The 26,253-nt window shown below is 60.5% G+C and carries 23 protein-coding genes; 10 read left to right on the top strand and 13 right to left on the bottom strand.

The features are described 5' to 3' along the window. The first annotated feature begins 25 nt into the window (after positions 1 to 25). The 9 genes from C4K39_RS20375 to C4K39_RS20335 all read left to right on the top strand — a co-directional run bounded on the left by C4K39_RS20375 (position 26) and on the right by C4K39_RS20335 (position 12,403). Positions 26 to 910, top strand: coding sequence for a TatD family hydrolase (locus C4K39_RS20375; RefSeq protein ID WP_068577521.1), 885 nt, complete (start codon positions 26 to 28; stop codon positions 908 to 910). Then, positions 907 to 2,136, top strand: coding sequence for a metabolite traffic protein EboE (gene eboE, locus C4K39_RS20370; protein ID WP_124347264.1), 1,230 nt, complete (start codon positions 907 to 909; stop codon positions 2,134 to 2,136). Before C4K39_RS20375 ends, eboE begins: the two co-directional genes overlap by 4 nt. Next, entirely contained in the window at positions 2,126 to 3,571 is a 1,446-nt protein-coding gene (locus tag C4K39_RS20365) for an alkaline phosphatase family protein (RefSeq protein WP_124347263.1), read from the top strand. The genes eboE and C4K39_RS20365 overlap by 11 nt, the downstream gene beginning before the upstream one ends. Continuing rightward, on the top strand, positions 3,550 to 4,734 hold the full coding sequence (locus C4K39_RS20360; protein WP_068577526.1) for a hypothetical protein: 1,185 nt from the start codon (positions 3,550 to 3,552) through the stop codon (positions 4,732 to 4,734). The genes C4K39_RS20365 and C4K39_RS20360 overlap by 22 nt, the downstream gene beginning before the upstream one ends. Positions 4,735 to 4,746: 12 nt before the next feature. Next, positions 4,747 to 7,197 (top strand): hypothetical protein, encoded by a 2,451-nt coding sequence (locus C4K39_RS20355; protein ID WP_068577527.1) that lies wholly within the window; start codon positions 4,747 to 4,749, stop codon positions 7,195 to 7,197. Between the two features lie 64 nt (positions 7,198 to 7,261). Then, the gene (locus C4K39_RS20350; RefSeq protein WP_068577529.1) at positions 7,262 to 8,206 is read left to right on the top strand and encodes a hypothetical protein; all 945 of its coding nucleotides are present in this window, start codon (positions 7,262 to 7,264) and stop codon (positions 8,204 to 8,206) included. Positions 8,207 to 8,219: 13 nt separating this feature from the next. Continuing rightward, positions 8,220 to 9,512 carry a hypothetical protein gene (locus tag C4K39_RS20345; protein WP_124347262.1) on the top strand — a complete coding sequence of 431 codons (1,293 nt, stop codon included), beginning with the start codon at positions 8,220 to 8,222 and terminating at the stop codon, positions 9,510 to 9,512. Positions 9,513 to 9,515: 3 nt separating this feature from the next. Next, positions 9,516 to 11,336 (top strand): hypothetical protein, encoded by a 1,821-nt coding sequence (locus C4K39_RS20340; protein WP_124347261.1) that lies wholly within the window; start codon positions 9,516 to 9,518, stop codon positions 11,334 to 11,336. A gap of 14 nt (positions 11,337 to 11,350) precedes the next feature. Then, a complete protein-coding gene (locus tag C4K39_RS20335) occupies positions 11,351 to 12,403 on the top strand; it encodes a hypothetical protein (RefSeq protein ID WP_124347260.1) in 1,053 nt (350 codons plus the stop codon). 125 nt (positions 12,404 to 12,528) lie between these two features. Here the strand turns inward: C4K39_RS20335 and C4K39_RS20330 are convergent, their stop codons facing one another. The 3 genes from C4K39_RS20330 to C4K39_RS20320 form a co-directional block, all read right to left on the bottom strand. Further along, positions 12,529 to 13,848, bottom strand: a complete 1,320-nt coding sequence (locus C4K39_RS20330) for an MFS transporter (RefSeq protein ID WP_164487307.1) — start codon at positions 13,846 to 13,848, stop codon at positions 12,529 to 12,531. Positions 13,849 to 14,094: 246 nt separating this feature from the next. Continuing rightward, a complete protein-coding gene (locus tag C4K39_RS20325; RefSeq protein WP_022641321.1) occupies positions 14,095 to 14,601 on the bottom strand; it encodes a single-stranded DNA-binding protein in 507 nt (168 codons plus the stop codon). A 9-nt stretch (positions 14,602 to 14,610) separates the two neighbouring features. Continuing rightward, the gene (locus C4K39_RS20320; RefSeq protein WP_068577539.1) at positions 14,611 to 16,005 is read right to left on the bottom strand and encodes an MFS transporter; all 1,395 of its coding nucleotides are present in this window, start codon (positions 16,003 to 16,005) and stop codon (positions 14,611 to 14,613) included. A gap of 177 nt (positions 16,006 to 16,182) precedes the next feature. On the opposite strand from C4K39_RS20320, the gene uvrA reads away from it, so the two are divergent. After that, entirely contained in the window at positions 16,183 to 19,017 is a 2,835-nt protein-coding gene (gene uvrA / locus C4K39_RS20315; protein ID WP_124347258.1) for an excinuclease ABC subunit UvrA, read from the top strand. A gap of 88 nt (positions 19,018 to 19,105) precedes the next feature. Here the strand turns inward: uvrA and bfr are convergent, their stop codons facing one another. The 10 genes from bfr to rplO all read right to left on the bottom strand — a co-directional run bounded on the left by bfr (position 19,106) and on the right by rplO (position 26,253). Next, complete coding sequence (gene bfr / locus C4K39_RS20310) at positions 19,106 to 19,570, bottom strand: bacterioferritin (protein ID WP_022641324.1); 465 nt, start codon at positions 19,568 to 19,570, stop codon at positions 19,106 to 19,108. Between the two features lie 155 nt (positions 19,571 to 19,725). Then, positions 19,726 to 21,174: a catalase gene (locus C4K39_RS20305; protein ID WP_124347257.1), complete on the bottom strand. Its 1,449-nt coding sequence runs from the start codon at positions 21,172 to 21,174 to the stop codon at positions 19,726 to 19,728. A 175-nt stretch (positions 21,175 to 21,349) separates the two neighbouring features. Continuing rightward, positions 21,350 to 21,736: a 50S ribosomal protein L17 gene (gene rplQ, locus C4K39_RS20300; protein WP_007955635.1), complete on the bottom strand. Its 387-nt coding sequence runs from the start codon at positions 21,734 to 21,736 to the stop codon at positions 21,350 to 21,352. A 42-nt stretch (positions 21,737 to 21,778) separates the two neighbouring features. Next, positions 21,779 to 22,780 (bottom strand): DNA-directed RNA polymerase subunit alpha, encoded by a 1,002-nt coding sequence (locus C4K39_RS20295; protein ID WP_007970428.1) that lies wholly within the window; start codon positions 22,778 to 22,780, stop codon positions 21,779 to 21,781. A 22-nt stretch (positions 22,781 to 22,802) separates the two neighbouring features. Further along, a complete protein-coding gene (rpsD, locus tag C4K39_RS20290) occupies positions 22,803 to 23,423 on the bottom strand; it encodes a 30S ribosomal protein S4 (RefSeq protein WP_011063772.1) in 621 nt (206 codons plus the stop codon). Between the two features lie 18 nt (positions 23,424 to 23,441). Next, a complete protein-coding gene (gene rpsK / locus C4K39_RS20285) occupies positions 23,442 to 23,831 on the bottom strand; it encodes a 30S ribosomal protein S11 (RefSeq protein ID WP_007924177.1) in 390 nt (129 codons plus the stop codon). Positions 23,832 to 23,861: 30 nt separating this feature from the next. Continuing rightward, entirely contained in the window at positions 23,862 to 24,218 is a 357-nt protein-coding gene (gene rpsM / locus C4K39_RS20280) for a 30S ribosomal protein S13 (RefSeq protein ID WP_022641369.1), read from the bottom strand. 130 nt (positions 24,219 to 24,348) lie between these two features. Then, on the bottom strand, positions 24,349 to 24,465 hold the full coding sequence (gene rpmJ, locus C4K39_RS20275; RefSeq protein ID WP_002555468.1) for a 50S ribosomal protein L36: 117 nt from the start codon (positions 24,463 to 24,465) through the stop codon (positions 24,349 to 24,351). 24 nt (positions 24,466 to 24,489) lie between these two features. Next, positions 24,490 to 25,818, bottom strand: coding sequence for a preprotein translocase subunit SecY (gene secY / locus C4K39_RS20270; protein ID WP_068577545.1), 1,329 nt, complete (start codon positions 25,816 to 25,818; stop codon positions 24,490 to 24,492). Then, positions 25,819 to 26,253 (bottom strand): 50S ribosomal protein L15, encoded by a 435-nt coding sequence (gene rplO, locus C4K39_RS20265; RefSeq protein ID WP_007924183.1) that lies wholly within the window; start codon positions 26,251 to 26,253, stop codon positions 25,819 to 25,821.

The following is a 26,253-nucleotide window of genomic DNA, read 5'->3' as shown; positions in this document are numbered from 1 at the left end:
ACTACCACTAGCGCAAGGACTCACCATGGCGAAGTACTTCGATCCGCATATCCATATGGTCAGCCGTACCACCGACGACTACCAGAACATGGCCGCCGCCGGAATCACCGGTGTAATCGAGCCCGCCTTCTGGCAGGGCCAGGCGCGTACCAGCGTTGGCAGCTTCATCGATTACTTCGACACGCTGCTGGGCTGGGAGCGCTTTCGCGCCAGCATGTTCGGCATCCACCATTTCTGCACCATTGGCCTGAACCCCAAGGAAGCCAATGACCTGTCGGTGGCCAACGAGGTGCTGGAGATCCTGCCGCGCTATCTGGTCAAGGACGGCGTGGTGGCGGTTGGGGAAATCGGCTACGACGACATCACCCCGGAAGAGGACCGTTTCCTCGCCGCACAGCTGGAGCTGGCCAGGCAATTCAACCTGCCGGTACTGGTGCATACCCCGCACCGCGACAAGATCGGCGGCACCAAGCGCACCCTGGCGGTGATCCGCGAGGTAGGCATCGCCGAACACCTGGTGATCATCGATCACCTCAACGAACTGACCTTGCCGCTGGTACTGGACAGCGACTGCTGGCGCGGACACTCCATCTACCCCAACACCAAGATGTCCGAGCAGCGCATGGTGGCCCTGCTGCAGCAGTACGGCACCGAGAAGATGGTGGTCAACAGCGCCGCCGACTGGGGCATCAGCGACCCGCTGAAGGTGCCCAAGACCGGGCAGGCGATGCTCGCGGCGGGCTTCAGCGAAGCCCAGGTGGAACAGGTGCTGTTCCATAACCCGGTGGACTTCTTCGCCCAGAGCGGACAGTTGGACAAGCAACTGGTAGGCACTGCGCTGCCCATCGACCAGCGCCGCCAGTGGCAGGACAACTCGGCCCTGCGCGGCCAGGAACCGGTGGTCAAATGAGTCCCCAGGCTGGCTGGAGCGCCGCACAACTGGGCTACTGCGGCAACGTGCACCCGGCCCGGGACGTAGCGGCACTGCGCGCCTCGATCCAGGAGCAGTTCCAGGCCGTGCGCCGCCAGCGTGGGCTGGCGGTCCAGGACAGCGGCCTGTGGATCAGTGCCCAGGCGGCCGCCGAGTTGCAGCAGCCGGAGGTCCGCGAGGACTTCCTCGATCTGCTGCACGATTGCGGGTTGCGCCTGACGTCCCTCAATGGCTTTCCCTATGGCCAGTTCCATGAGGGCGCGGTCAAGGCCGAGGTCTACCGACCAACCTGGGCCGAACCACAGCGCCTGGAATACAGCCTGCAATTGGCACATCTCTTGGCCGCGGCCCTGCCCCTGGACTGCCACCAGGGGGTGATCTCCAGCGTGCCCCTGGGGTATGCCGCCACCTGGGATTCGACCCAGCAGCGGCTGGCCGAGGAGCAGCTGCGCCAACTGACTGCACAGCTTGCCAGCCTGCACCAGCAGACCGGCAAGAAGATCCAGGTGTGCCTGGAGATGGAGCCGGATTGCGTGCTGGAGAATACCGCGCAGGCCATCGCCTTTTTCAAGCACTGGCGAGCCAGCGATCCCCACCACGGCTACCTGGCCTTGTGCTTCGATGTCTGCCACCAGGCCGTCATGTTCGAGGACTGTTTCCAGTCCCTGAAACAACTGCTGGAAGCCCGGGTCCCGGTGGGCAAGATCCAGCTGTCCAACGCCCTGATCTGCCAGTTGCCATTCGCCGACCGCCAGCGCCGCCGGCAGGTGCTGCAAGCATTGGGCACCTTCGCCGAGGCCACCTACCTGCATCAGGTCAAGGCCCTGGATGCCCAGGGCCGGTTGCAGGCCTGGGACGACCTGCCCACGGCGCTGATGGCCGTGCAGGAGCACTGCGCCGAACTGCGGATCCACTTCCATGTGCCGCTGTTCAGCGAACAGTTCCTCCTGGACGAACTCAGCGGCAGCCAGCAGGCGCTGCTGCAAACCTTCGACTTCCTGGCCAGGCACCGGTACTTCCAGCCAGTGCTGGAGGTCGAGACCTATAGCTGGAACGTGCTACCCGGCAACCTGCGTCCGGACACCCAGCAAGCCCTGCTGCGGGGGATCGCCGCCGAGCTGCAGTGGGTCGAGGAACAGTTGCGCCAGCGCCATTTGCTGCGCACGCAGAACACCACCCTGGAGGCGTCTGCCCATGTCTACTAGGACCGTGCGCCAACCGTTGCTGCTGATCAACGTGGTCGGCCTGACCCCCAGCCTGCTGGGAGAGGCCACGCCGCGAATCAACGCCCTGCTGCAACGGGCGCAGATGGCCAGGCTGCTGCCGGTGTTCCCGGCCGTGACCTCGACGGTACAGGCCTCGATCCTCACTGGATTGCCGCCTTCGCAGCATGGCATCGTCGGCAATGGCTGGTACTTTCGCGACCAGGCCGAGGTGCGCTTCTGGCTGCAACCCAATGCCCTGGTCCAGGGTGAGAAAGTCTGGCAAACCCTGCAGCGAGAAATCCCCGGCCTGCGCTGCAGCCAGTTGTTCTGGTGGTTCAACATGTACGCCGGGGTGGACGCAGCGATCACTCCGCGCCCCCACTACCCGGCCGACGGTCGCAAGCTGTTCGGCCTGTACTCCTCCCCCGCGGACCTGCACCAGCGCATCGAACAGCAGATCGGCGAATTCCCCTTCCCGGGCTTCTGGGGACCGGCCGCCGGGATCGCCTCCAGCCGCTGGATCGTCGACTGCGCCATGGCCGAGTTCCAGATCACCCGCCCCGACCTGCAACTGGTCTACCTGCCGCACCTGGACTACAGCCTGCAACGGGTAGGCCCCGAACATCCGTCCATCGCCGATGAAGTACGGGCCATCGACCATGAGGTCGGGCGTTTGCTGGACTTCGCCCAGGCCCAGGATGCGGCAGTGATGCTGATCTCCGAATACGGCATCGAGGCGGTGCAGCAGTCGATCTCCATCAATCGGGTGCTGCGCGAGGAAGGCTTGCTGCAAGTGCGCCACTCCGTGGCCTGGGAGCTGCTGGACCCCGGCGCCAGCGCCGCCTTTGCCGTGGCCGACCACCAGGTCGCCCATGTGTATGTCCGCCGTCCCGAAGACGTGGCCCGGGTCAAGGCCCTGCTCCAGCGCCAGCACGGTATCGAGCAGGTCCTGGACAAGACCGAACAACGGGCCTGGCAGCTCGACCACCCGCGCAGCGGCGAGCTGGTGGCGGTGGCCGCAGCGGGGTTCTGGTTCGATTACTACTACTGGTTCGACGACCGCCTGGCTCCCGACTTCGCCCGCACCGTGGATATCCACCGCAAGCCGGGCTACGACCCGCTGGAGCTGTTCGTCGATCCGGCAATCCGTTTTCCCAAGCTGCGAGTGGCGCGCCGCCTGCTGCAGAAGAAGCTCGGCTTTCGCTACTACATGGACCTGATTCCCCTGGACACCGGACTGATTCGCGGCAGCCATGGACGCTTGCCGAGCCACGCGCAGGTCGGGCCCCTGTTGATCACCGATTGCGATTTACCACTGCCGGAGCAGTTACCGGCCACTGCGGTAAAGCACCTGCTCCTAGCGCATTTCCTAGGGCGCCTCTATGACGATACGGCTCAGGCCAAGGAGATTCCATGCGGCGAACCATCCCTATAGCAGTGCTCGGTATGTTGGGTTGCCTTGCGCAAACCCAGGCAGCGAGCGCCTTCGACTGCAACGACTTCCTCAACTTCTCAGGTGACACGGCGGGCACCTACAAGAGCTTCCAGCAGAACCCGGACGCCATGGCCTGGAACTGGTTTGTATGCCTCAACAAACCCAATCCGTCGAAGAGCTCGCAAGTGGTCTGGGAGTCCTTCAAGCCGTCCGATGAGGTGTACCTGAGCAACGGCGGGCCACCCCTGCCGTACAACATGCCTGCCACCGTCCCGATCCAGGTGACCCAGGCAGCCCAGGGCATCCCTGGAATGGACCCCAATGGGCTGTTCCTGAACCTGGGCGACGACCGCGACGGCAGCACCAACAACGGTGTCCAGCAGGTCGATGGCCTGGCTCTCCACATGGGCAACAAGGTGCCGCCGGCACAGAATGGCCAGCCGGTGCGCTTTCACTTGTTGATGGGCGAGCAGACCTACGACTACATCCTCAAACAGAAGGTCTACAACCGTAACGGCCTCTCCGAGCTGACCCACGAACTGAGGTTCCCCGACACCGCTTGGGAGCTGAAGACCTCCTGGTTGTGGATCGGTAGCGACGCCGCCTTCAAGCAGCAGTTGATCGACCAGGGTTACTACATTGCCCAGGGCTATTACATCGACAAGGACAACAACTATCACACGGGGTTTGCCGGGCTCAGCGGCATGCATGTGATCAACCGGCTGACCGAAGGCTGGGTTTGGACCACCTTCGAAAACCGCCACAACCCCGACTACACCGTGACCAACCAGCCCAAGCCCCAGCCGATGACCAACAGCACCGGTCCGACCGAGGCCGCCAGCAAGGTGAACCCGCAGTTCCAACAGCAGAATCCGACCCTGGCCAACTACGAGCTCATCGGTGTGCAGTACAACCCTGACCAGCCAGCGCCCAAGCTGCTGGCCAACTCGCAGTTGGAATCGGCGTTCCAGGACAGTTCGTCGTGCCTGGCCTGCCACAACACCGCGGCCTATTCGCCGAAGAGCAACAGGTTCTTCTCCTTCAACCTCGATCAAAACGGCGGAATCCTTTACCCCACCACCGTACTGCCGGAATCCAACTTCATCGGTTATCAGAAACTGGACTACGTCTGGTCGCTCAAACGCGCCCAGTGGAAACGCTAAGGAGAGCAGATCATGAGCGTCTTGAACTTTCCCCGGATCTACCTCAACGGGTTCATGTACTGGAACCCACCGACCTTCAACAACAACGATTTACTGCCGCTGTACGACGCGGTGCAGATGCAGATGAACTGGCGCTTCCTGAACAAGTACGGGATCAACGAGCTCAATGCCTCCGAGACATTGATGCCGTGGGCCATCACCCCACTGGCCTATGACCAGATCCCGGACTATGTGCTACAGGTGCCGACCAACGGCAAGAAAGGCAACTTCCCCATGTTTCCCGCCGAATGGGACCTGTTCGGCGACAACTCCTGCGGCACCATCAACTACCAGCAGGCCCGCTCGGTGATCATTGGCGGTGAGACCACGGTCAACAGCTACATCGACACTGATCCACTGGTGAACAAGACCTACCAATTGCTGGGCAATCCGTTCGGCAACCCGGCCCCCACTCCGGCACGCTTTGTCGATATAAGCCCCTGGCAGAACAACTTCACCGCGCTGTACTTCGACAAGATAGTGCTGGGCGATGCCGCCTGCGGCGTGACCCTGAAAAACGGCTGTCGCATGCTCAACCGCTTCCTGGACTTCAACTGGGCGGCGACATTCCACGGCCTGGTCTATGTAACGTGCACCTGGCAGTCCTGCTTTACCAAGGACCAGGTGGACTGGGTGATTGGCGGCTCACAGTTGCTGCAGAGCCTGCAGGATGAAATGAACAGTAATCCGGATGCCCAGGGGCTGATGCTCAGGTTCACCACTTACCTGACCGTCTATGACAAGAACGGTGTGTTCAATGACTACAAGGTGGTCGATAGCCACTCCCAGGCGCCCTGGGACATGTCCAGGCTGCAGATGCTGTACCAGATGGGCCTGGATAAGCCGACCGAGATTTTCTACAACCCGGCCCATAGCCGTACCTCCGGCATCCTGGGCCTGTGGCTGAAAAACGAGTTCCCCACTGCGCCAGCCGGCCAGCGCCTTGCGCCCAACAAGGATGTGAAGGTGCCGTACTGCAAGGTGAAACAGGGAGACATGGGGGGGACTCCCGACAATCCGGCCACGGTCAACCTGGGAGTACTCAGCGCCGAGCTGCATGGCAATACCCTGTCCCTGGACCTGGGCAATACCTTTCCGATCTACCCGACGCCCCATGACGGGGCGGTCGACCCTGATCCGCAACGGTTGAACACCGGCCTTCCGGTGGCGGGCAAATTCAACGTTGGCGACTATGAACTGGGCGTACTGGCCTCGGACGACAAAACGTTCACCCCCCTTGCCCGCTTCGGCTTCGAGCAGTATCAGCAGACGGCGTTCGACAAACGTTCCGGCCTGCTGGACCTGCCCCTGGACGCCGCGGCCCAGGCCAAGCTGCAACAGGGCAACCTGGCGCTGCGCCTGCAAGACACCGACACCATCGCCGCCAAGCAGCAGCTGTGGACCGCTGAAGTGATGGAAAGCGGCAGCTTCATCGATGTGGGTGACAGCCGCACGCTGAACATCATGGTGCAGAAAAATGGCCAGCCCGCCCCGGCCGGGACCACCTTGTGGGTCGCTGAGTACAACAACGCCTACATGCTGACCACCAGCGACTATTACCTGGCGTTCAGCAACAAGGCGGACTTCTACCTGTTCAAAAACTATCCGGAGGACATGGGGCTGAACGAGTCGATCAAGCCGCAGTTCGTCGGAGCCCCACCGCAGGCCAATGTGCATCGGGTGGGCAGCGGCCGGACCCTGAACACCATCACCCGGAACCTTGCAAAGGCAGACCCACCGGGCATGGAGCCTGTCAGCTACCAAAGCTACCTGTCATGTGCGGCGGCGGTGAATCTGCGACCCTGCCTGGCGTTCGATCAGGCCCAGGACAAGATCGGCAAGATCAATGACGATCTGGGCAGTACCGTCAGCTACACCGTGACCAGCATCCAGACCAACGCCGCCGGCATCGCCCAACTCACGGTGAGGGCGGTGGCGGCAGGTTTCCCCACCGTGCGTTTCTTCATCCAGGAAAACTCGCAGAACCCACCGCCCATTCCGTTCAGCTTCTCCTACACCGACGCCTTCACCGACTTCCTGTCGCCATTGCGGGTGCTGCCGCAGGATCCGCTGATACTTGCGGACTTCATCAGGACCTGGAACCAGATGTGCAAGGAAACTAACGCCAGTACGCGGATCTGGAACGAGTTCATCTTCCCGAAAATCCTCCGGCCCTTCTATTACCTCTACCCGATCATGAACAAGTTCATGCCGCTCGATTCCCTGCTACGCATCGAGGGCGCCATCGGACAGTTCATCACCCTGATCAGCAAGGAATACCAGGAGGCCAGCACCCTGGCCATGCCCATCACCCGGGACCTGCCACAGAGCCGTCGGCAAGTACTGGAGATCTGGGCCAAGGACCTGGTGAGTGCTGGTTACCCACCCATGCCGCTGGATATCAACAACTACTCACACAGTTGAGCAACCGCCCTGTAACGGCACGCCGGACGCCCCATGGCGCCCGGCTTTGGCCAAGGAGAGTCAGATGAACGCCAGTTTCCTCAAGCGCCTGCTGCTATCGGCCCTGCTGCTGTGCAGCAGCCAGGTACTGTGGGCCGACCAGAACAGCGACAACGTGTATTTCACCATGGGCGTGCACAACGACAAGGGGTGCACCATCGCCAACAACTATTGCGTCGCCAAGCGCAAGACCGGCGAGCCTAGCGATCCGTCGTTCCCGGCCACCTGGATCAGCGACTGGACCATGTACCGGGTCTTCAACAACTACAAGGACAATCCACCGCCCTACAGCAACCCGCCCAGTACCCTGAAGCCGGCCGACTACACCGTGTCCAAGGGCAGCACCTACTACGACATCAACTATGTGCCCAAGGACGGCGACGGCCAGGGCGCGATGATGGAGCACTACGAGAAGTATTGCCTGCCGATCTTCCCGATCAAGGACAACAACTACACCTGCTCCTTCGTCTCCCTGGGCAACAAGGCCTACTTCCTGACCTATCCCGAGGACCGTCCGAAGGACATGCCCGCCTGCTGTATGTTCTCGCCCATGAACCATCCGCCAGCCCAGGACTTCATCAGGCACCTGCCCTACGACGCCCGCCGCAGCCAGAACATCGGCGCCAGCGTGCAGGCCTATGCACTGGAGATCCCGGCCAAGAACAGTGCCCCCGTCCTGTTCGGCTATGCCTTCAACAAGCAGGCCACCAGCGACGGTTCCGGCCAGCCGGCGTTCCGCCACCCGCAGTCGTTCTATTTCTCCGGCGATGTCAGCGATGCCAATGCGCCGATCATCAGCCAGAACTACGTGAACTTCCGTGTCGCTAAGCCAGACCCGGCGACGACCTGGGACCAGGTGGCACAGATGTGCCCGAACAATCCCCCGCCCTGCAAGTTGTTCAACCCACCTTCCTCGCTGAGCAACGGCAAACGCGCCCAGTGGAACCAACTCACGCCCGAGGGCAAGTGACAGGAGCCTCCTCATGAAGAACTGGAGCCGTTGCACCGCCCTGTTGCTATTGGGTGCGGCCAGCTTGCCGGCCATTGCCCTGCAACCCACGGCAGCGACCTCGCAGACCGTCGGCCAATGCCCACCGCTCCCAATGGTCCCTGCGGCCGGAGCGTCGCAGCAGGCCTTCGATCAATACAGCTGGCAGATGTTCATCGCCTTGAACTGGCCGGCCCTGGCCGGGCAGCGCGGCTCCCCGGATTGCAACAAGCCCTTGGGCAGCGCTGGCGATACCGTGTGGCAGAGCTACAAGAGCATCGCCGAGACCTTCCTGCCCGAGGGCCAGGACCCAGGCCCCTGGAACACTCCGTCCAAGACCCGGAACCTGAGCCTGATCAACATCGCCGCGGTGAAGAACAACCAGGTGGTGCAATCGGACCTGCAGGCCGTGGGCGGCTGGCTGATCGACCAGCGCCAGAACCCGACCTACTACGACATCGCCACCAACCAGGTGTCCTACAGCTACATCGTCGACAACCAGTTCTACAACGCCGATATCGTCGAGGCGGCCCAGAGCATCAAGTTCCCCAGCAACGCCACGGAGGTCAAGTCCAGCTGGCGCATCATGACCGCCAACGACGACACCAGCCGCTACCTGACGATGCAGGCCCAGGTCACGAAGTTCGACGACCAGGGCAAGCCCATTGGCGTGATGGACGCCAACCTGGGGCTGGTGGGGCTGCACATCATCACCAAGGTGGATGGCTTCCCGCAGTGGGTCTGGTCGACCTTCGAGCAAGTCGACAACGTGCCGCCCAAGGTCCAGCAAGGGAACCAGTGGGTGGATCAGCCGGCAGCCGGCGTCTTCTACTCCTACTACGATGCTTCGGCCCCGGCGGACAAGGTCAACCAGTCGCCCTGCAATTGGCAACCGGTGAGCTCGGGCATGGTGTGCCAGCCCAAGCCCGGCGCCAGCTTCAAGACCCCGGACCCGCTGAACCGCTACACCCCGATCACCGCTGATACCCAGCAGGTCAACGGCCAGTTCCAGAGCAGCCCGCCTGTGCAGTCCAGCGTGTTCAAGCACTACCAGCTGATCACTACCCAACGGCCGCAGCAGCCCAACAACCCGGGTAACCCGCAGGGCTCACCGACGCCGTCGCTGTCGGCCAACGTCACCATGGAGGCCTATATCCAGCCCAGCAGCAGTTGCATGAACTGCCACACCATGGCGACGCCGCTGAACAGCCTCAGCAAGAGCGATTTCTCCTACGTGTTCCGTTTCGCCAAAGCCCCTGCAACCGCCAGCCACCAGGCCAAGGAATAGACCATGAGCATATTGAACGGACCCCGGCTGAACTTCTGGGGCGGCATTTCCACCGATGTCAGCGTGCCCAACAACTCACCGACGTTGCCCACCGGCGCGACCAGCACGATGGATCTGTTCGACCTCACGACCTCGATCATGTCCCCCGCCGCCAAGGACTACAGTGACGATCAGTTGTATGCGTTGATCAACGCCCCCGATCCCGAGATCGGTCCCCAGAGCCGCTACACCGCGGGCGGCTGGAATCACTACGGCGACCATGTGGTGAGCCTGCAGAATGCACGGATCAGCTCCCAGGGCACCCCGGGCAACATCGAGCCCAGCGGCGACCTGGTCGGCCAACCGGTGTACCTGCTCGGCTCCCTGGTCCCCGGCACCGGGCAAGGCCCCTACTCGGGGCCGATGATGGTCGACCTGGACCCGACGGCGACCACCACCACGCAGATTTTCGTCGGTGGCCTGCAGATCGGCGATGGCGACACCCCTCAACTGCTGATTCGCTGGGACAGCGTGTGCAGCAGCTTCGACGTCAACACCCGGGTACTGCTGCCGCGAACCATGGACTCGCCCGGCTCCTTCCATGGCAGCGGCACCTTCCAGCTGACGTTCCCCCTGAGCAGCATCGTCAGCTACAACCACGCCAGCCCCGGGCTCAAGGCGCTGATCGAGGATCCACGCGCCACCGGCCTGGTCCTGCGCTTCGTGATGTTCGAAATGTGCCCGACCTTGACCACCGCGCAACTGAACGCCGACTACGCGGCCAATCAGTTCAGCCCCAACCCGAGCATTGGCCGGGTCATCGGCACGCTGGCCACCGCCTATGCCAACGAGCCGCAGATCTGCCCGCCAGGCCGGCAACTGGTCAATGCCGATGAGAACATCGGCAGCGTCGCCTATGCCGAGGTCGCCAACGACCTGCTGAGCCTGGACATGGTCAACCTGATCCCCAAGCAGACCTTCAGGGCCCGACGCGACGACATCACCAGCCCCATAGGTCCCAATGTCAACTACGGCACCGTCACCATCGCGGCGGGCAACACTTCCCTGGCCATCTACCAGCCCGATGATCCAATGCTGCTCGACTACTACCTGTACGGGGGCATCATCGACGTGCCCCTGAACGCCACCTTGTTGCAGCAGGTCCAGAGCAATCCCTTGAACATCTCTGCCCCCGGGACGGCCGGCAGTGGAGCGCTGTCCGCCCCCGAGATTGCCTATCGGGTCTACACCGATCAGCGCAACAGCTACTTCGATCCCAACGACCGCAGCATCCAGGTCACCTTGCAAGCCCGCTATCTTGGCGGCCCGATGCCGGAGGACATTCAGATCGGCATCACGGCGGCGGCGACCAACACTTACCAGGGCAAGCGGTACTGGGATTTCCTGCAGTTCCCGAATTCGTTGACGGTTCCGGCTGGCCAGTCCTCGGTGAGCTTTAACATCAGTCCACAGAGCGGCTCCAGCGGCCTGGCCGGCTTCACCACGCTGACCTACATCATCAACAACGACACCACCTATCCGACCTACAGCAACTTTCGCAAATACTCGCGCACCGATTTCGGCATCCCGGCCGGCAGCCAGGTCACCTGGGACCAGGTGTACGAAAACGTACTGCGCTTCCATTACCTGGCCTTCCCGGCCATGTCGCGCTACATCCAGCTCAACCAGCCCGACGCGGTAATGGGGGCCAAGCAGGCGATCCTCGCGCGGATCTCTCCCGACTACCAGAACACCACGCTGTACATGTCGGTGGTGCGCTCGATGTCGCCGAGCCAGCGCGCGTTGCTCACCGCCTGGCTCAACGGCACCCCATGGCAGCCTTGAAGGAGAAGACGCCCATGCCCGTTGCCCTGCATATCCCCGCACAGCCGGAACAGCATCTGCGCCCCAGCCGCATCGTGGCCCAAGGCCTGCTCAACCCTCGTGGCGCCTGCCTGCAGAAAGATGGCAGCCTGCTGCTGGCCGAAGCCGGCTCGGGGTTGCCCGAGCAGCCCTTCAGCGGTCGAATCAGCCGTCTGCGCCCGAACCCGCAAGCTCCCGGCGAATACTTGCCACCCGAGATCCTGGCCCAGGGCTTTCGCTCGATGAACATGCAATCGCGCATGTTGCGCGATGAAATCATGGGCATGTCGGACATCGCCCTCGGAGCCGGCCGCTGCCTGGCCAGCCAGACCGACTACGTCGCCGGCTCGAAGCTCATCGACCTGCAATACAGTCCGCCCGAGCCACTGTTCCACAGTCGCGGCAACCTCAACTCACTGTGTTATCACCCCGGCCGCCAGAGCTGGCTGTCGGTCAAGCCCGATACCAACCAACTGGTGGAGTTCGCCGGTGATGGCGAACAGGTACTGGCCCAATTGCCCGACCTGGACCAGGGCCAGGAAGCGGTGCCTGTGACCCTGGTGTACGAACCACAGACCGGGGCGGTACTGATCAGCCTGTTTTCCGGTGAACTGCGCCGCGATCCGGCACGCCAGGGGATCGAGTTCGCCGACAAGGCCGGCCAGGTGATCCGGGTATGGCCTGAAAACGGGCGGATCGAGGTGCTGGTACGCGGGCTGCAACTGCCCACCGGCCTGGCCCTAGACCCACAGGGACGGGTCCTGGTACTGGAGTTGTGCGACCGGTTGTTGCAGCCATTGCAGCCCGACTGGGCAGGCGAGGCCTTGCATGGCGGGTTCGCCCGTTTCAGTGGGCGCCTGCTGCGCTGCGACCTGCGACAGCGCAGCGTGCAGGTACTGGCCAGCGGCCTGGATACACCCTCCAACCTGTGTTGTGTCGAGGGCGCGGTGCTGGTCAGCGAAGGCATGGGACTGAGTGGGCGGGCGATTCCCACGCCGGACCAGCGGGTGGTCGCACTGGATGGGCGCCTGCGGCGGGTGGCGTTATAGGGGCCCGGTCGGGCACCCGGGCTGGCCAAAGCCGTAAGCTGGCTGTGCGCTACGGTCGTCTTCAGGGGACCGTAGCGCACAACGCATCAACAAACTCCAGCGGCGATGGTCATCGCCCGTCGGCGTCAATCCACGAACGCCTTGGGGTAGAGGTCGCTGTAGGCATTCCTGATCTGTTCATCACTCATGCCCAGCACCCGGACCAGTGCCCCACTGAACAGGCAGGGCATGACGGCCAGGATGATCAGCAAGCCGAGCAATGCCATGGCGGTGCTCGCGCCCAGCAGGCCGGAGAATGTGCCACCGACCAGGGCACCAAAGGGAATGACCATGCCGGAAATGAACGAGGTGGCCGCACCGATGCGGTTTCGATAGTGATCCGGCGTGGCCAGCATGCGCACCGTGGAAGTATTGACCGTGACCATGACCAGGCCCGTACCACCGATGAGCAACAAGGGCAGCGTCAGGCAGGCGAACCACCCTGGCTGCAGCTCGAAAAAATGCGTGAGCAGTCCACAGCCCGACATGCTGGCCCCCAGCAGCAGGAATCCCGCGAAGACCACCACCGCCCGCCCCCAGCGTCGGTTGGCGCGCTTGACCAGCAGCAGGCTGCCCAGCAGCAGCCCAATGGCAAAGGCCCCTTCGGTCACCGCCAGCAGCCATGCAGCTTTCGGGTAGTGGCGATTGATCAGCACTGGGAGCAAAACCGCGAACAAGGGATACAACGCAAAGTTGACGATGAACGCCAGCAGGCTCAGGTGCCATTCGGGCTTGATCCGGTACAGCGCGGTGAAACCCGCTCGGGTGCGCCAGTACCAGGTGGCGAGGTCGCGAGGTCGCGGTCCATCCGCATTACGCGGCGAAACCGGGCTGCGCACCAGCGCGGTCAGGATCAAGGCCAGGATCACGGCGACGGCATTGAGCCAGAGCGTGCCCAGTACACCGAGCGGCCCCAACAGGGTGCCGGCGGCCAGCGGTCCGATCAGTGCCGAGGAGGAGCCGACGATGCTTCTCAGGCGCACGGCATCCGTGATTCGTTCAGCGGCGACCAGGCCGGGGGTCAGGCTCATCTGGACCGGCTCGCGAATACCGATGCTGATACCGGAAATCGCCAGGCAGATACCGATCGCCAAGGGCTGGTAGAGATCCAGCGTCCCCAGGCCTGCCAGCACCAGCGTCACGGCCGTGCTGACGGCGTAACAGCCAACCAGCAGGCGCTGGCGGTCATACTCATCGCCCAGCCAGCCGCACAAGGCCCGGGACAACACATCGGCGAAGGTGGCAATGGCAACGAAGACAGAGAACAGCAGCGGATCGCCCGTCTTGTCCAGGACCCACCAGGCAATCGCCAACTGGCCGCAACGGGCCCCCACGGCATTCAGCAAGGCCGCGAGCTGGAGCAAATAGAAGCTGCGCCCCAGGCCACTGAACGACGACGCGGTCATCGCGCCTGGCGTCCGAGGGCGATACCGGTGTCCAGGCCAATCGCCAGATGGTGGCCTGACGGCCCACCCACGATGCCCCCAGGCAGCCGCTTGCAGCGCCTCATGTAAGGCCTCCATCCATAGTGTCTTGCTCAAGCCCCCGGAACACCTTGCCAGGTGCCGCAGGTTGTATATCGGGCAGAAATGAAAACCCCCGCGAGGCGGGGGTTTCGTAGGAGACTTCAGTGAGAAGTTCCGGGGAGCGGCTTAGAACGGAATATCGTCATCAAAGCTGTCGAAGTCCGGTGCTGGCTGCGGCGCAGGCTGTTGTGGCGCTGGACGCTGTGGAGCCTGTTGCGGGCGTGGCGCCTGCTGGCGAGGTGCGGACTGCTGGTAGTTGTTGCCGCCGCCCTGTTGGTCGCCCTGTTGAGGACGGCCGCCCAGCAGCTGCATGGTGCCCTGCATGTCGACGATGATTTCAGTGGTGTAGCGCTTGATGCCGTCTTTTTCCCACTCGCGGGTCTGCAGCTTGCCTTCGATGTAGACCTGGGAACCCTTGCGCAGGTACTCGCCGGCGATCTCCGCGACCTTGCCGAACATCGACACGCGGTGCCATTCGGTGCGCTCGACCTTCTGGCCGGTTTGCTTGTCGGTCCACTGCTCGCTGGTGGCCAGGCTCAGGTTGGTCACCGCGTTACCGTTAGGCAGGTAGCGAACTTCGGGATCCTGGCCGCAAGTGCCGACCAATATGACTTTGTTAACCCCACGGGCCATAACGTTCTCCTAGGCTTCGCGCGGCGACGGAGCTGAATTGACCAGCTGCTCGAGGGTCGCGCGATCCAATAATTCGGTATCCAATTTGATGTAAATGGCAGCCTCTTCGGCCACCACCACGGCATCTGTTACTCCAACGACGGCCTTCAGGCGCTCGACCAGGCCGGCTTCGCGGATCGCTTCGGGCGATAACGGCAAGCGCAGGCTCGTCACATACGGAGGCTCGCGCATGGTAACAGCAAAGGTTAGCCAGAGTGCAGCCAGAGCTGCGCATCCGAGGAACACAACCGACAAACCGCCATGCTGGAACAACCAACCGCCGAGGATGCCGCCCAGCGCGGAACCCAGGAACTGGCTGGTGGAATACACCCCCATCGCCGTGCCCTTGCCGCCTGCCGGCGAAACCTTGCTGATCAGCGACGGCAGGGAGGCCTCCAACAGGTTGAAGGCGGTGAAGAACACCACCGTGCCGATCACCAGCGCCTGCAAGCTGTTGCCGAACTCCCAGAAGAATAGCTCGGTGAGCAGCAGCGTACTGACCGCACCCAGCAGAACTCGTTTCATTTTGCGTTTCTTCTCGCCATAGATGATGAACGGGATCATGGCGAAGAAGGAAATCAGCAGCGCGGTCAGGTACACCCACCAGTGCTGGTCCTTGGGCAGGCCGGCTTTCTCCACCAGGGCCAGGGGCAAGGCGACGAAGCTCGACATCAGCATCGCGTGGAGCACGAAGATGCCCAGGTCCAGGCGCAGCAGGTCGGGGTGCTTGAGGGTAGGCAGCAAGGCCTGGCGGGCCACGCCGGACTCTCGATGCTGCAACGTACCGGTAGAGCGCGGAACCATGAAGGCGATGATCAGGATGCCCACCAGGGCCATGGCCCCCGTGGCCAGGAACAATCCAGAGAGACCGAAGCTACGGGTCAGCAGTGGACCGACCACCATCGCCACCGCGAAGGACAAGCCGATGGTCATGCCGATCATCGCCATGGCCTTGGTCCGGTGCTGCTCGCGCGTCAGGTCCGACAACAGCGCCATCACCGCCGCGGAAATGGCTCCTGCCCCCTGCAGGATACGTCCGGCAATCACGCCCCAGATCGAATCGGCGTTGGCCGCCAGCACGCTACCCAGGGCGAACACGATCAGCCCGAGGTAAATGACCGGGCGCCGACCGATGCGGTCGGAAATGATCCCGAAGGGAATCTGGAACAGCGCCTGGGTCAGGCCGTAGGCGCCAATCGCCAACCCGATCAGGGCCGGGGTCGCTCCTGCGAGATCCATTCCATAGGTTGCCAGGACCGGCAGGACCATAAACATGCCAAGCATACGGAAGGCGAACACCAGGGCCAGACCGCTTGCTGCGCGGGTCTCGCTACCGCTCATGCGTTCGCTGTGGGGATCGTGCATGGAAAAACCTCGTGTGAACCGGCGGCGATTCTACCAGTCCCATCGATAGAGGGGATATATGGCGACGCTTTGCCGCGCAGCCCCTTCCAGTGATCGAAAAAGCACCGCCAATAGTGTGCATCCATCCAGTATTTAGTTTTATACTCCTGCCTTTACGCCCGCCGATCGAGGCCTCTTTTGGACAAGATTCTGATTCGTGGGGCCCGTACCCACAACCTGAAGAACATCGACCTGACCCTGCCCCGGGACAAGTTGATCGTCATCACCGGGCTGTCTGGGTCCGGCAAGTCGTCCCTGGCCTTCGACACGCTCTATGCCGAGGGCCAGCGCCGCTATGTCGAGTCGCTATCGGCCTATGCCCGACAGTTCCTGTCGATGATGGAAAAGCCCGATGTAGACACCATCGAAGGGCTCTCTCCGGCGATTTCCATCGAGCAGAAATCCACCTCCCACAACCCTCGCTCCACTGTCGGCACCATCACCGAGATCTACGACTACCTGCGCCTGCTCTATGCCCGCGTCGGTACTCCACGTTGCCCGGACCACGACATCCCACTGGAGGCGCAGACCGTCAGCCAGATGGTCGATCTGGTATTGGCCCAGCCCGAGGGTAGCAAGCTGATGCTGCTGGCGCCGGTGATTCGCGAACGCAAGGGTGAGCATCTCTCGGTATTCGAAGAACTGCGCGCCCAAGGCTTCGTTCGTGCACGGGTCGACGGCAAGTTGTTCGAGCTGGATGAAGTGCCGAAGCTGGATAAGCAGAAGAAGCACTCGATCGATGTCGTGGTCGATCGCTTCAAGGTCAGGGCCGACTTGCAGCAGCGCCTGGCCGAATCCTTCGAGACGGCGCTGGGCCTGGCCGACGGTATCGCCCTGGTGGCGCCGATGGATGATGAACCTGGGGAGGAGATGATCTTCTCTGCGCGCTTTGCCTGCCCGATCTGCGGTCACGCCATCAGCGAGCTGGAACCCAAGCTGTTCTCCTTCAACAACCCTGCCGGCGCCTGCCCGACCTGCGATGGCCTGGGGGTCAAGCAGTTCTTCGACGTCAAGCGCCTGGTCAATGGCGAGCTGACCCTGGCCGAAGGCGCGATCCGAGGCTGGGACAGGCGCAACGTCTATTACTTCCAGATGCTCGGGTCACTGGCCGCCCACTACGGCTTCAGCCTGGAAGTGCCGTTCAACCAGCTACCTGCCGACCAGCAGAAGGTCGTCCTCAACGGCAGCGGCACGCAGAATGTCGACTTCAAGTACCTGAACGACCGGGGCGATATCGTCAAGCGCTCCCATCCGTTCGAAGGCATAGTGCCGAACCTTGAGCGCCGCTATCGGGAAACCGAGTCGGCTACCGTGCGCGAGGAGTTGGCCAAGTTCCTCAGCACCCAGCCTTGCCCGGATTGCCGTGGGACTCGCCTGCGGCGTGAGTCGCGACATGTCTGGGTCGGGGAGAAAACCCTGCCGGCGGTCACCAGCCTGCCCATCGGCGACGCCACCGATTACTTCGCCACCCTCAAGCTCACCGGGCGCCGTGGCGAGATCGCCGACAAGATCCTCAAGGAAATTTGCGAGCGCCTGCAGTTCCTGGTCAATGTCGGGCTCGACTACCTGACCCTGGACCGCAGTGCCGACACCCTCTCCGGCGGCGAGGCCCAGCGGATTCGCCTGGCCAGCCAGATCGGTGCCGGCCTGGTAGGGGTGATGTACATCCTCGACGAGCCTTCCATCGGCCTGCACCAGCGAGACAACGATCGCCTGCTGGGAACGCTCAAGCACCTGCGTGACATCGGCAACACCGTGATCGTGGTCGAGCACGACGAGGATGCCATCCGACTTGCCGACTACGTGGTGGATATCGGCCCGGGCGCCGGCGTGCACGGCGGCCAGATCGTCGCCGAAGGTACTGCCGCCGAAGTCATGGAGCATCCCGATTCCCTGACTGGCAAGTACCTGTCGGGCCGGGTGAAGATCGTGGTCCCGGCCAAGCGCACGCCACGCAACAAGAAGCTGTCCCTGACCCTCAAGGGTGCGCGCGGCAACAACCTGCGCAATGTCGACCTGGAGATTCCGATCGGCTTGCTGACCTGCGTCACCGGGGTCTCGGGCTCGGGTAAATCGACGTTGATCAACAACACCCTGTTCCCGTTGAGTGCCACTGCGCTGAACGGCGCCACCACCTTGGAGGCGGCTGCACACGACAGCATCAATGGGTTGCAACACCTGGACAAAGTGGTGGACATCGACCAAAGCCCGATCGGTCGTACGCCTCGCTCCAACCCAGCCACCTATACCGGGCTCTTCACGCCTATTCGCGAGCTGTTCGCCGGGGTACCGGAATCGCGCTCCCGTGGTTATGGCCCGGGGCGCTTCTCCTTCAACGTCAAGGGTGGTCGTTGCGAAGCTTGCCAGGGCGACGGCCTGATCAAGGTGGAGATGCACTTCCTGCCGGACATCTACGTGCCTTGCGACGTCTGCAAGAGCAAGCGCTACAACCGCGAAACCCTGGAGATCAAGTACAAGGGCAAGAGCATCCACGAGGTCCTGGAAATGACCATCGAGGAAGCGCGTGAGTTCTTCGATCCGGTACCGGCCCTGGCGCGTAAGCTGCAGACGCTGATGGATGTGGGCCTGTCCTACATCAAGCTCGGCCAATCGGCCACGACCTTGTCCGGCGGTGAGGCACAACGGGTCAAGCTGTCCCGCGAGCTGTCCAAGCGAGACACTGGCAAGACCCTGTATATCCTCGATGAGCCGACCACCGGCCTGCATTTTGCGGATATCCAGCAGTTGCTGGACGTCCTGCATCGACTGCGCGACCACGGCAACACCGTGGTGGTGATCGAGCACAACCTGGATGTGATCAAGACCGCCGACTGGCTGGTGGACCTGGGGCCGGAAGGCGGCTCCAAAGGCGGCCAAATCATTGCGGTAGGGACACCGGAACAAGTGGCTGAGATGCCTCAGTCGCACACCGGGCATTATCTCAAGCCATTGCTGATCCGCGATCGGGCCTGACGGCCATGAAAAAGCCCCTGGTACCGTATGGCGCCAGGGGCTTTTTTGTTTCTGGCATCCGTTGGGGATTCGCCAATGCGGCCTGCGATCAGAACTGCGATTGCAGGTAGTTCTCAAGGCCGATGGACTTGATCAGGCCCAGCTGCTTCTCCAGCCAGTACGTATGGTCTTCCTCGGTGTCCGCCAGCTGGACCCGCAGGATGTCACGGCTGATGTAGTCCTTGTGTAGCTCGCACAGCTCAATGCCCTTGCACAGTGCGGCACGCACCTTGTATTCCAAGCGCAGGTCACTGGCCAACATGTCAGGCACCGTGGTGCCAGTATCCAGATCATCAGGGCGCATGCGCGGCGTACCTTCGAGCATCAGGATACGTCGAATCAAGGCGTCGGCGTGTTGCGCCTCTTCCTCCATCTCGTGGTTGATACGCTCATAGAGCTTGGTGAAGCCCCAATCTTCGTACATCCGCGAATGAATGAAATATTGGTCACGTGCTGCCAGTTCGCCCGTCAGCAACGTGTTGAGGTAATCGATTACGTCCGGGTGACCTTGCATCGCCCTACATCTCCCTGCTTGAAAGTGGATAGTTTGAACCAAGCTGACTCGCAGGTCACTTAAAAACAGCATGAAAAGTGAAGATTATCTGAGAAAAGCAGTACAAATAACGCAAAAACCGCCCAAATGAGGGCGGTTCTGCTTCTTATTTAGACTTAGTTGATCGATACACCCAAGGCCTTGGCGATACCTTCGCCATAAGCTGGGTCCGCCTTGACGAAGTGCTGCAACTGGCGCTGCACCACATCGGCGGTCACCCCGGCCATGGCGCCGGCGATATTGCTGATCAGCAGGGCCTTTTGCTCATCGTTCATCAGGCGAAACAGGGCTCCGGCATGGCTGTAGTAATCGCTGTCTTCACGATGGTCATAGCGATCGGCTGCGCCACTGAGGGCCAAGGCCGGCTCGGCGTAGCGTGGCGCCTGCTTTGGTGCATCGCTGTAGCTGTTGGGTTCATAGTTCGGAGCTGCACCACCATTGGCACCAAAGGCCATCGCACCGTCTCGCTGATAGCTGTTCACCGGGCTCAGCGGGGCGTTCACCGGCAATTGCTGGTGATTGGTACCAACGCGGTAGCGATGAGCATCGGCATAGGCAAATACCCGGCCCTGCAGCATACGGTCGGGCGACAGACCCACACCCGGAACCATATTGCTTGGACCAAATGCCGCCTGCTCGACCTCGGCGAAATAGTTCAGCGGGTTGCGGTTCAATTCCAGCTCACCAACCTCGATCAGTGGGAACTCTTTTTGCGACCAGGTCTTGGTCACATCGAAGGGGTTCTCGTAATGCGCTGCAGCCTGAGCCTCGGTCATGACCTGAATGCAAACGCTCCACTTGGGGAAGTCGCCACGCTCGATGGCACTGAACAGATCGCGCTGGGCATAGTCCGGATCGGTACCAGCCAGACGAGCAGCCTCTGCCGGAGCCAGGTTCTTGATCCCTTGCTTGGTCTTGTAGTGCCATTTGACCCAGTGCCGCTCGCCCTTGGCATTGATCAGGCTGTAGGTGTGGCTGCCGAAGCCGTGCATATGACGGTAGCCATCTGGAATACCCCGATCAGAGAAGAGGATGGTGACCTGGTGCAGGGCTTCTGGCGAATGCGACCAGAAGTCCCACATTGCCTGGGCGCTCTTCAGGTTGCTCTGAGGGAGACGCTTCTGGGTGTGGATAAAATCCGGAAACTTCAGCGGGTCGCGAATGAAGAACACCGGTGTGTTATTACCGACGATGTCCCAGTTGCCTTCCTCGGTATAGAACTTGAGAGCAAAGCCACGAGGATCGCGCTCGGTATCAGCCGAACCCCGTTCACCACCCACAGTAGAGAAGCGCAAGAAGGTAGGAGTCTTTTTACCTACTGACTCGAACAGCTTGGCACTGGTGTACTGCGTGATGTCTCGGGAAACCGTGAAGGTGCCATAGGCACCCGAGCCCTTGGCGTGTACACGGCGCTCAGGAATGTTTTCGCGGTTGAAATGGGCAAGCTTTTCGATCAGGTGGAAATCATCGAGAAGCAGCGGGCCACGTGGGCCGGCAGAGCGGGAATTCTGGTTGTCAGCGACAGGAGCGCCACTTGCGGTCGTAAGAATTTTGGTCTGGCTCATGCTCAATATTCCTCTGTCAGTCTGGGAACTGCCGGCTAATCGGCTGACAAAGAGTATTGACCATCAACATTACAACATCCAATGCATTACATTTCGAAACTCAATAGAAATTAGCAATGGATATAGAAACAAAAAACCGGGCACTAGGCCCGGTTCTTTGTTTCAGACTGACGTCTTACTCAGCGGATACAGCTTCGCCGCCGACAGCACGATCAACCAGTTCAACGTACGCCATAGGAGCGTTGTCACCAGCGCGGAAACCGCACTTGAGGATGCGCAGGTAGCCACCCTCACGGGTAGCGTAACGCTTGCCCAGGTCGTTGAAGAGCTTGCCAACGATAGCTTTCGAACGAGTACGGTCGAAAGCCAGACGACGGTTAGCAACGCTGTCTGTCTTGGCCAGAGTGATCAGCGGCTCGGCAACGCGGCGCAGTTCTTTGGCTTTTGGCAGAGTAGTTTTGATCAGCTCGTGCTCGAACAGCGACACCGCCATGTTCTGGAACATGGCCTTGCGGTGCGAGCTGGTGCGGCTCAGGTGACGCCCACTTTTACGATGACGCATGGTTCATTCCTTACCAAACACAACGTTCGGTGATTACGACGATCAGGCAGTCGCCTTGTCGTCCTTCTTAAGACTTGCAGGCGGCCAGTTATCGAGGCGCATGCCGAGGGACAGACCGCGGGAGGCCAGAACATCCTTGATTTCAGTCAGGGATTTCTTGCCCAGGTTCGGAGTCTTCAACAGTTCTACTTCGGTACGCTGAATCAGGTCGCCGATGTAGTAAATGTTTTCCGCCTTAAGGCAGTTAGCCGAACGTACAGTCAGTTCCAGATCGTCAACCGGGCGAAGAAGGATCGGATCGATCTCGTCTTCCTGCTCGACTACCACTGGCTCACTGTCACCTTTGAGGTCGACGAACGCAGCCAACTGCTGTTGCAGGATGGTTGCAGCACGACGGATAGCCTCTTCAGGATCCAGGGTACCGTTGGTTTCCAGATCAATAACCAGCTTGTCCAGGTTGGTACGCTGCTCGACACGGGCGTTTTCCACCACGTAGGCGATACGGCGAACCGGGCTGAACGAAGAGTCAAGCTGCAAGCGACCAATGCTGCGGCTTTCGTCTTCATCGCTTTGACGCGAGTCGGCCGGCTCATAACCACGACCACGAGCTACTACGAGCTTCATGTTCAGAGCGCCGTTAGACGCCAGGTTAGCGATTACGTGATCGGGGTTAACGATCTCGACATCATGATCCAGCTGAATATCGGCAGCGGTAACCACCCCCGAACCCTTCTTCGACAAGGTCAGCGTAACTTCGTCACGGCCGTGCAGCTTGATAGCCAGACCTTTAAGGTTCAACAGGATTTCAATTACGTCTTCCTGTACACCTTCGATGGCGCTGTACTCGTGGAGCACACCGTCAATCTCGGCCTCGACTACTGCACAGCCGGGCATTGAGGACAACAGGATGCGGCGCAGCGCGTTGCCCAGGGTGTGGCCAAAACCACGCTCGAGAGGCTCGAGGGTGATCTTGGCGCGGGTTGGACTGACAACCTGCACATCAATATGGCGGGGTGTCAGGAACTCATTTACCGAAATCTGCATGGATGCACCTATTTTCTAGCCCTTACTTGGAGTAGAGCTCGACAATCAGGCTTTCGTTGATGTCGGCGGACAGATCACTGCGAGCTGGAACGTTCTTGAAAACGCCCGACTTCTTCTCAGTGTCTACTTCTACCCATTCTACGCGGCCACGTTGGGCACACAGATCGAGAGCTTGGACAATGCGAAGTTGGTTTTTTGCTTTCTCGCGAACAGCAACCACGTCACCAGCACGAACCTGGTAGGACGGAACGTTAACGGTCTGACCGTTTACGCTGATCGACTTGTGCGATACCAGCTGACGGGATTCGGCACGAGTAGAACCGAAGCCCATGCGGTACACAACGTTGTCCAGACGGCATTCAAGCAGTTGCAACAGGTTTTCGCCGGTTGCGCCTTTCTTGCCAGCTGCTTGCTTGTAGTAGCCGCTGAATTGACGCTCCAGAACGCCGTAGATACGACGAACTTTTTGCTTTTCACGCAGCTGGGTACCGTAGTCGGATTGACGACCACGACGCTGGCCGTGGATGCCAGGAGCTGCTTCGATGTTGCACTTGGATTCGATAGCGCGCACGCCGCTCTTCAGGAAGAGATCGGTGCCTTCGCGACGAGCCAGTTTGCATTTTGGACCAATGTAACGAGCCATTCTTTACAATCTCCTGGATTACACGCGGCGCTTCTTCGGCGGACGGCACCCGTTGTGCGGGATTGGCGTCACGTCGGTGATGCTGGCGATCTTGTAGCCACAGCCGTTCAAAGCGCGGACTGCGGATTCACGACCTGGACCTGGACCCTTGACGTTAACGTCGAGGTTCTTCAGGCCATATTCCAGCGCAGCTTGGCCAGCACGCTCAGCAGCTACTTGAGCAGCGAACGGGGTGGACTTACGAGAACCGCGGAAACCCGAACCACCGGAGGTTGCCCAGGAAAGAGCGTTACCTTGACGGTCGGTGATGGTCACGATGGTGTTGTTGAAAGACGCGTGGATATGGGCGATGCCATCAACCACTGTCTTTTTGATTTTCTTACGAGGACGAGCAGCAGGTTTTGCCATGACTAAATTCCTGTCGATTCGCTGGTGCGATTACTTGCGGATCGGCTTACGCGGACCTTTGCGAGTACGCGCGTTGGTCTTGGTACGCTGACCGCGTACTGGCAGACCACGACGATGGCGCAGACCGCGGTAGCAGCCCAGATCCATCAAGCGCTTGATTTTCATGTTGTTTTCGCGACGCAGATCACCTTCAGTGGTGAACTTCGCCACTTCGCCACGCAGCTGTTCAATTTGCTCGTCGCTCAGATCCTTGATCTTCGCAGCTGGGTTTACCCCAGTCACTGCACAGATTTTGTGTGCAGTAGTGCGACCAACACCATAGATGTAGGTCAGCGAGATAACAGTATGCTTGTTATCTGGAATGTTAACGCCTGCAATACGGGCCATTCAGTGGGACTCCAATTGACAGCTACCTACGCCCCGGAAGCCAAGAAATAGGGCGCGAGATAATATCGCTGTAATAACAAATAATCAACCCGGCAGCGCACTAGCTGCCGGGCTTGAAGCACAATCACACTCAGCCTTGGCGCTGCTTGTGACGTGGTTCCGCGCTGCAAATTACTCGAACAACACCTTCGCGGCGAATAATCTTGCAGTTACGGCACAGCTTTTTCACCGATGCACGAACTTTCATCACCAACTCCTCGAACCTTATGGATTAACGCAGCATGCCGCTACCGTAACCCTTCAGGTTGGCTTTCTTCATCAGGGATTCGTACTGGTGGGAAACGAGGTGCGATTGTACTTGCGACATGAAGTCCATAACAACCACGACCACGATCAGCAACGAGGTCCCGCCAAGGTAGAACGGAACGTTTGCAGCAACCACCAGGAACTGTGGCAACAGGCAGACGGCCGTCATATATAGAGCACCGAACATGGTCAAGCGGGTCAGAACGCCATCAATGTAGCGCGCCGACTGCTCACCTGGACGGATACCCGGAATAAAGGCACCGGACTTCTTCAGGTTTTCCGCTACGTCTTTCGGATTGAACATCAACGCCGTATAGAAGAAGCAGAAGAAAATAATCCCTGCACTAAACAGCAGAATATTCAACGGCTGACCAGGAGCGATCGACTGCGAGATGTCCTGCAACCAGCCCATACCTTCAGACTGACCGAACCAGGCACCCAACGAAGCCGGAAACAGCAAAATGCTGCTCGCGAAAATAGCAGGAATAACACCGGCCATATTCACTTTCAGCGGCAAGTGGCTGGTCTGCGCAGCAAACACCTTACGGCCCTGCTGACGCTTGGCGTAGTGAACAGCAATACGACGCTGGCCACGCTCAATGAACACCACAAAACCGATAATCGCTACTGCCAGCAAACCGATCGCAACCAGGGCAAAGATATTGATATCACCCTGACGTGCAGACTCGAAAGACTGCCCGATCGCTCTCGGAAGACCGGCGACGATACCTGCGAAAATCAACATCGAGATACCGTTGCCAACACCACGCTCAGTAATCTGCTCACCCAGCCACATCATGAACATCGCACCAGCCACAAAAGTGGATACCGCGACGAAATGGAAGCCAAAGTCACCAGTGAACGCAACGCCCTGCCCTGCCAGACCAACGGACATGCCGATGGCCTGAACCAGAGCTAGGACGACAGTGCCGTAGCGGGTGTACTGGCTAATCTTACGACGGCCAGATTCACCTTCCTTCTTCAACTGCTCCAGCTGTGGGCTGACAGCGGTCATGAGCTGCATGATGATCGATGCCGAAATGTACGGCATGATCCCCAATGCAAAAATACTCATGCGCTCCAGCGCACCGCCGGAAAACATGTTGAACAAGCTAAGAATGGTCCCCTCACTCTGTCGAAACAGGTCTGCGAGTCGATCAGGGTTGATACCTGGAACCGGGATGTGTGCGCCAATCCGATAGACGATAATCGCCATGAACAGAAAACGCAGACGAGCCCAGAGTTCAGACATACCGCCTTTGCCGAGCGCAGAGAGAGCACCTTGCTTAGCCATTTATTCCTCGAACTTGCCGCCAGCTGCTTCGATAGCCGCACGCGCACCTTTGGTGGCTGCGATGCCCTTGATGGTCACAGCGCGAGTAACTTCGCCGGACAGCATGATTTTCACACGCTGAACGTTCTGGTTAATCACGTTGGCATCTTTCAGGGACTGCACGGTAACGATGTCGCCTTCCACTTTAGCCAGCTCGGACAGACGCACTTCTGCGCGATCCATGGCTTTCAGGGAAACGAAACCGAACTTCGGCAGGCGACGATGCAGCGGCTGTTGACCGCCTTCAAAGCCTGGAGCAATGGTGCCACCGGAGCGGGAAGTTTGACCTTTGTGACCACGGCCACCAGTCTTACCCAAACCACTACCGATACCACGGCCCGGACGATGCTTTTCGCGACGGGAACCCGGCGCTGGACTCAGATCATTGAGTTTCAT

This window comes from Pseudomonas sessilinigenes (assembly GCF_003850565.1).
Classification (GTDB): Bacteria; Pseudomonadota; Gammaproteobacteria; order Pseudomonadales; family Pseudomonadaceae; genus Aquipseudomonas; species Aquipseudomonas sessilinigenes.
The sequence above is the reverse complement of the archived record's forward strand: the minus strand, read 5'-3'. Positions and strand labels throughout refer to the sequence as shown.

Bases quoted from the DNA above. Each gene is read 5' to 3' on its own strand.
- rplO (WP_007924183.1), bottom strand. From the start codon at position 26,253: ATGAAACTCAATGATCTGAGTCCAGCGCCGGGTTCCCGTCGCGAAAAG.
- C4K39_RS20325 (WP_022641321.1), bottom strand. From the start codon at position 14,601: ATGGCCCGTGGGGTTAACAAAGTCATATTGGTCGGCACTTGCGGCCAG.
- rpsD (WP_011063772.1), bottom strand. From the start codon at position 23,423: ATGGCTCGTTACATTGGTCCAAAATGCAAACTGGCTCGTCGCGAAGGC.
- C4K39_RS20320 (WP_068577539.1), bottom strand. From the start codon at position 16,005: ATGCACGATCCCCACAGCGAACGCATGAGCGGTAGCGAGACCCGCGCA.
- C4K39_RS20330 (WP_164487307.1), bottom strand. From the start codon at position 13,848: ATGACCGCGTCGTCGTTCAGTGGCCTGGGGCGCAGCTTCTATTTGCTC.
- rplQ (WP_007955635.1), bottom strand. From the start codon at position 21,736: ATGCGTCATCGTAAAAGTGGGCGTCACCTGAGCCGCACCAGCTCGCAC.
- C4K39_RS20345 (WP_124347262.1), top strand. From the start codon at position 8,220: ATGAAGAACTGGAGCCGTTGCACCGCCCTGTTGCTATTGGGTGCGGCC.
- eboE (WP_124347264.1), top strand. From the start codon at position 907: ATGAGTCCCCAGGCTGGCTGGAGCGCCGCACAACTGGGCTACTGCGGC.
- bfr (WP_022641324.1), bottom strand. From the start codon at position 19,570: ATGCAAGGTCACCCGGACGTAATCGATTACCTCAACACGTTGCTGACG.
- C4K39_RS20295 (WP_007970428.1), bottom strand. From the start codon at position 22,780: ATGCAGATTTCGGTAAATGAGTTCCTGACACCCCGCCATATTGATGTG.
- rpsK (WP_007924177.1), bottom strand. From the start codon at position 23,831: ATGGCAAAACCTGCTGCTCGTCCTCGTAAGAAAATCAAAAAGACAGTG.
- C4K39_RS20340 (WP_124347261.1), top strand. From the start codon at position 9,516: ATGAGCATATTGAACGGACCCCGGCTGAACTTCTGGGGCGGCATTTCC.
- rpsM (WP_022641369.1), bottom strand. From the start codon at position 24,218: ATGGCCCGTATTGCAGGCGTTAACATTCCAGATAACAAGCATACTGTT.
- secY (WP_068577545.1), bottom strand. From the start codon at position 25,818: ATGGCTAAGCAAGGTGCTCTCTCTGCGCTCGGCAAAGGCGGTATGTCT.
- C4K39_RS20335 (WP_124347260.1), top strand. From the start codon at position 11,351: ATGCCCGTTGCCCTGCATATCCCCGCACAGCCGGAACAGCATCTGCGC.
- C4K39_RS20360 (WP_068577526.1), top strand. From the start codon at position 3,550: ATGCGGCGAACCATCCCTATAGCAGTGCTCGGTATGTTGGGTTGCCTT.
- C4K39_RS20375 (WP_068577521.1), top strand. From the start codon at position 26: ATGGCGAAGTACTTCGATCCGCATATCCATATGGTCAGCCGTACCACC.
- C4K39_RS20350 (WP_068577529.1), top strand. From the start codon at position 7,262: ATGAACGCCAGTTTCCTCAAGCGCCTGCTGCTATCGGCCCTGCTGCTG.
- rpmJ (WP_002555468.1), bottom strand. From the start codon at position 24,465: ATGAAAGTTCGTGCATCGGTGAAAAAGCTGTGCCGTAACTGCAAGATT.
- C4K39_RS20365 (WP_124347263.1), top strand. From the start codon at position 2,126: ATGTCTACTAGGACCGTGCGCCAACCGTTGCTGCTGATCAACGTGGTC.
- C4K39_RS20355 (WP_068577527.1), top strand. From the start codon at position 4,747: ATGAGCGTCTTGAACTTTCCCCGGATCTACCTCAACGGGTTCATGTAC.
- C4K39_RS20305 (WP_124347257.1), bottom strand. From the start codon at position 21,174: ATGAGCCAGACCAAAATTCTTACGACCGCAAGTGGCGCTCCTGTCGCT.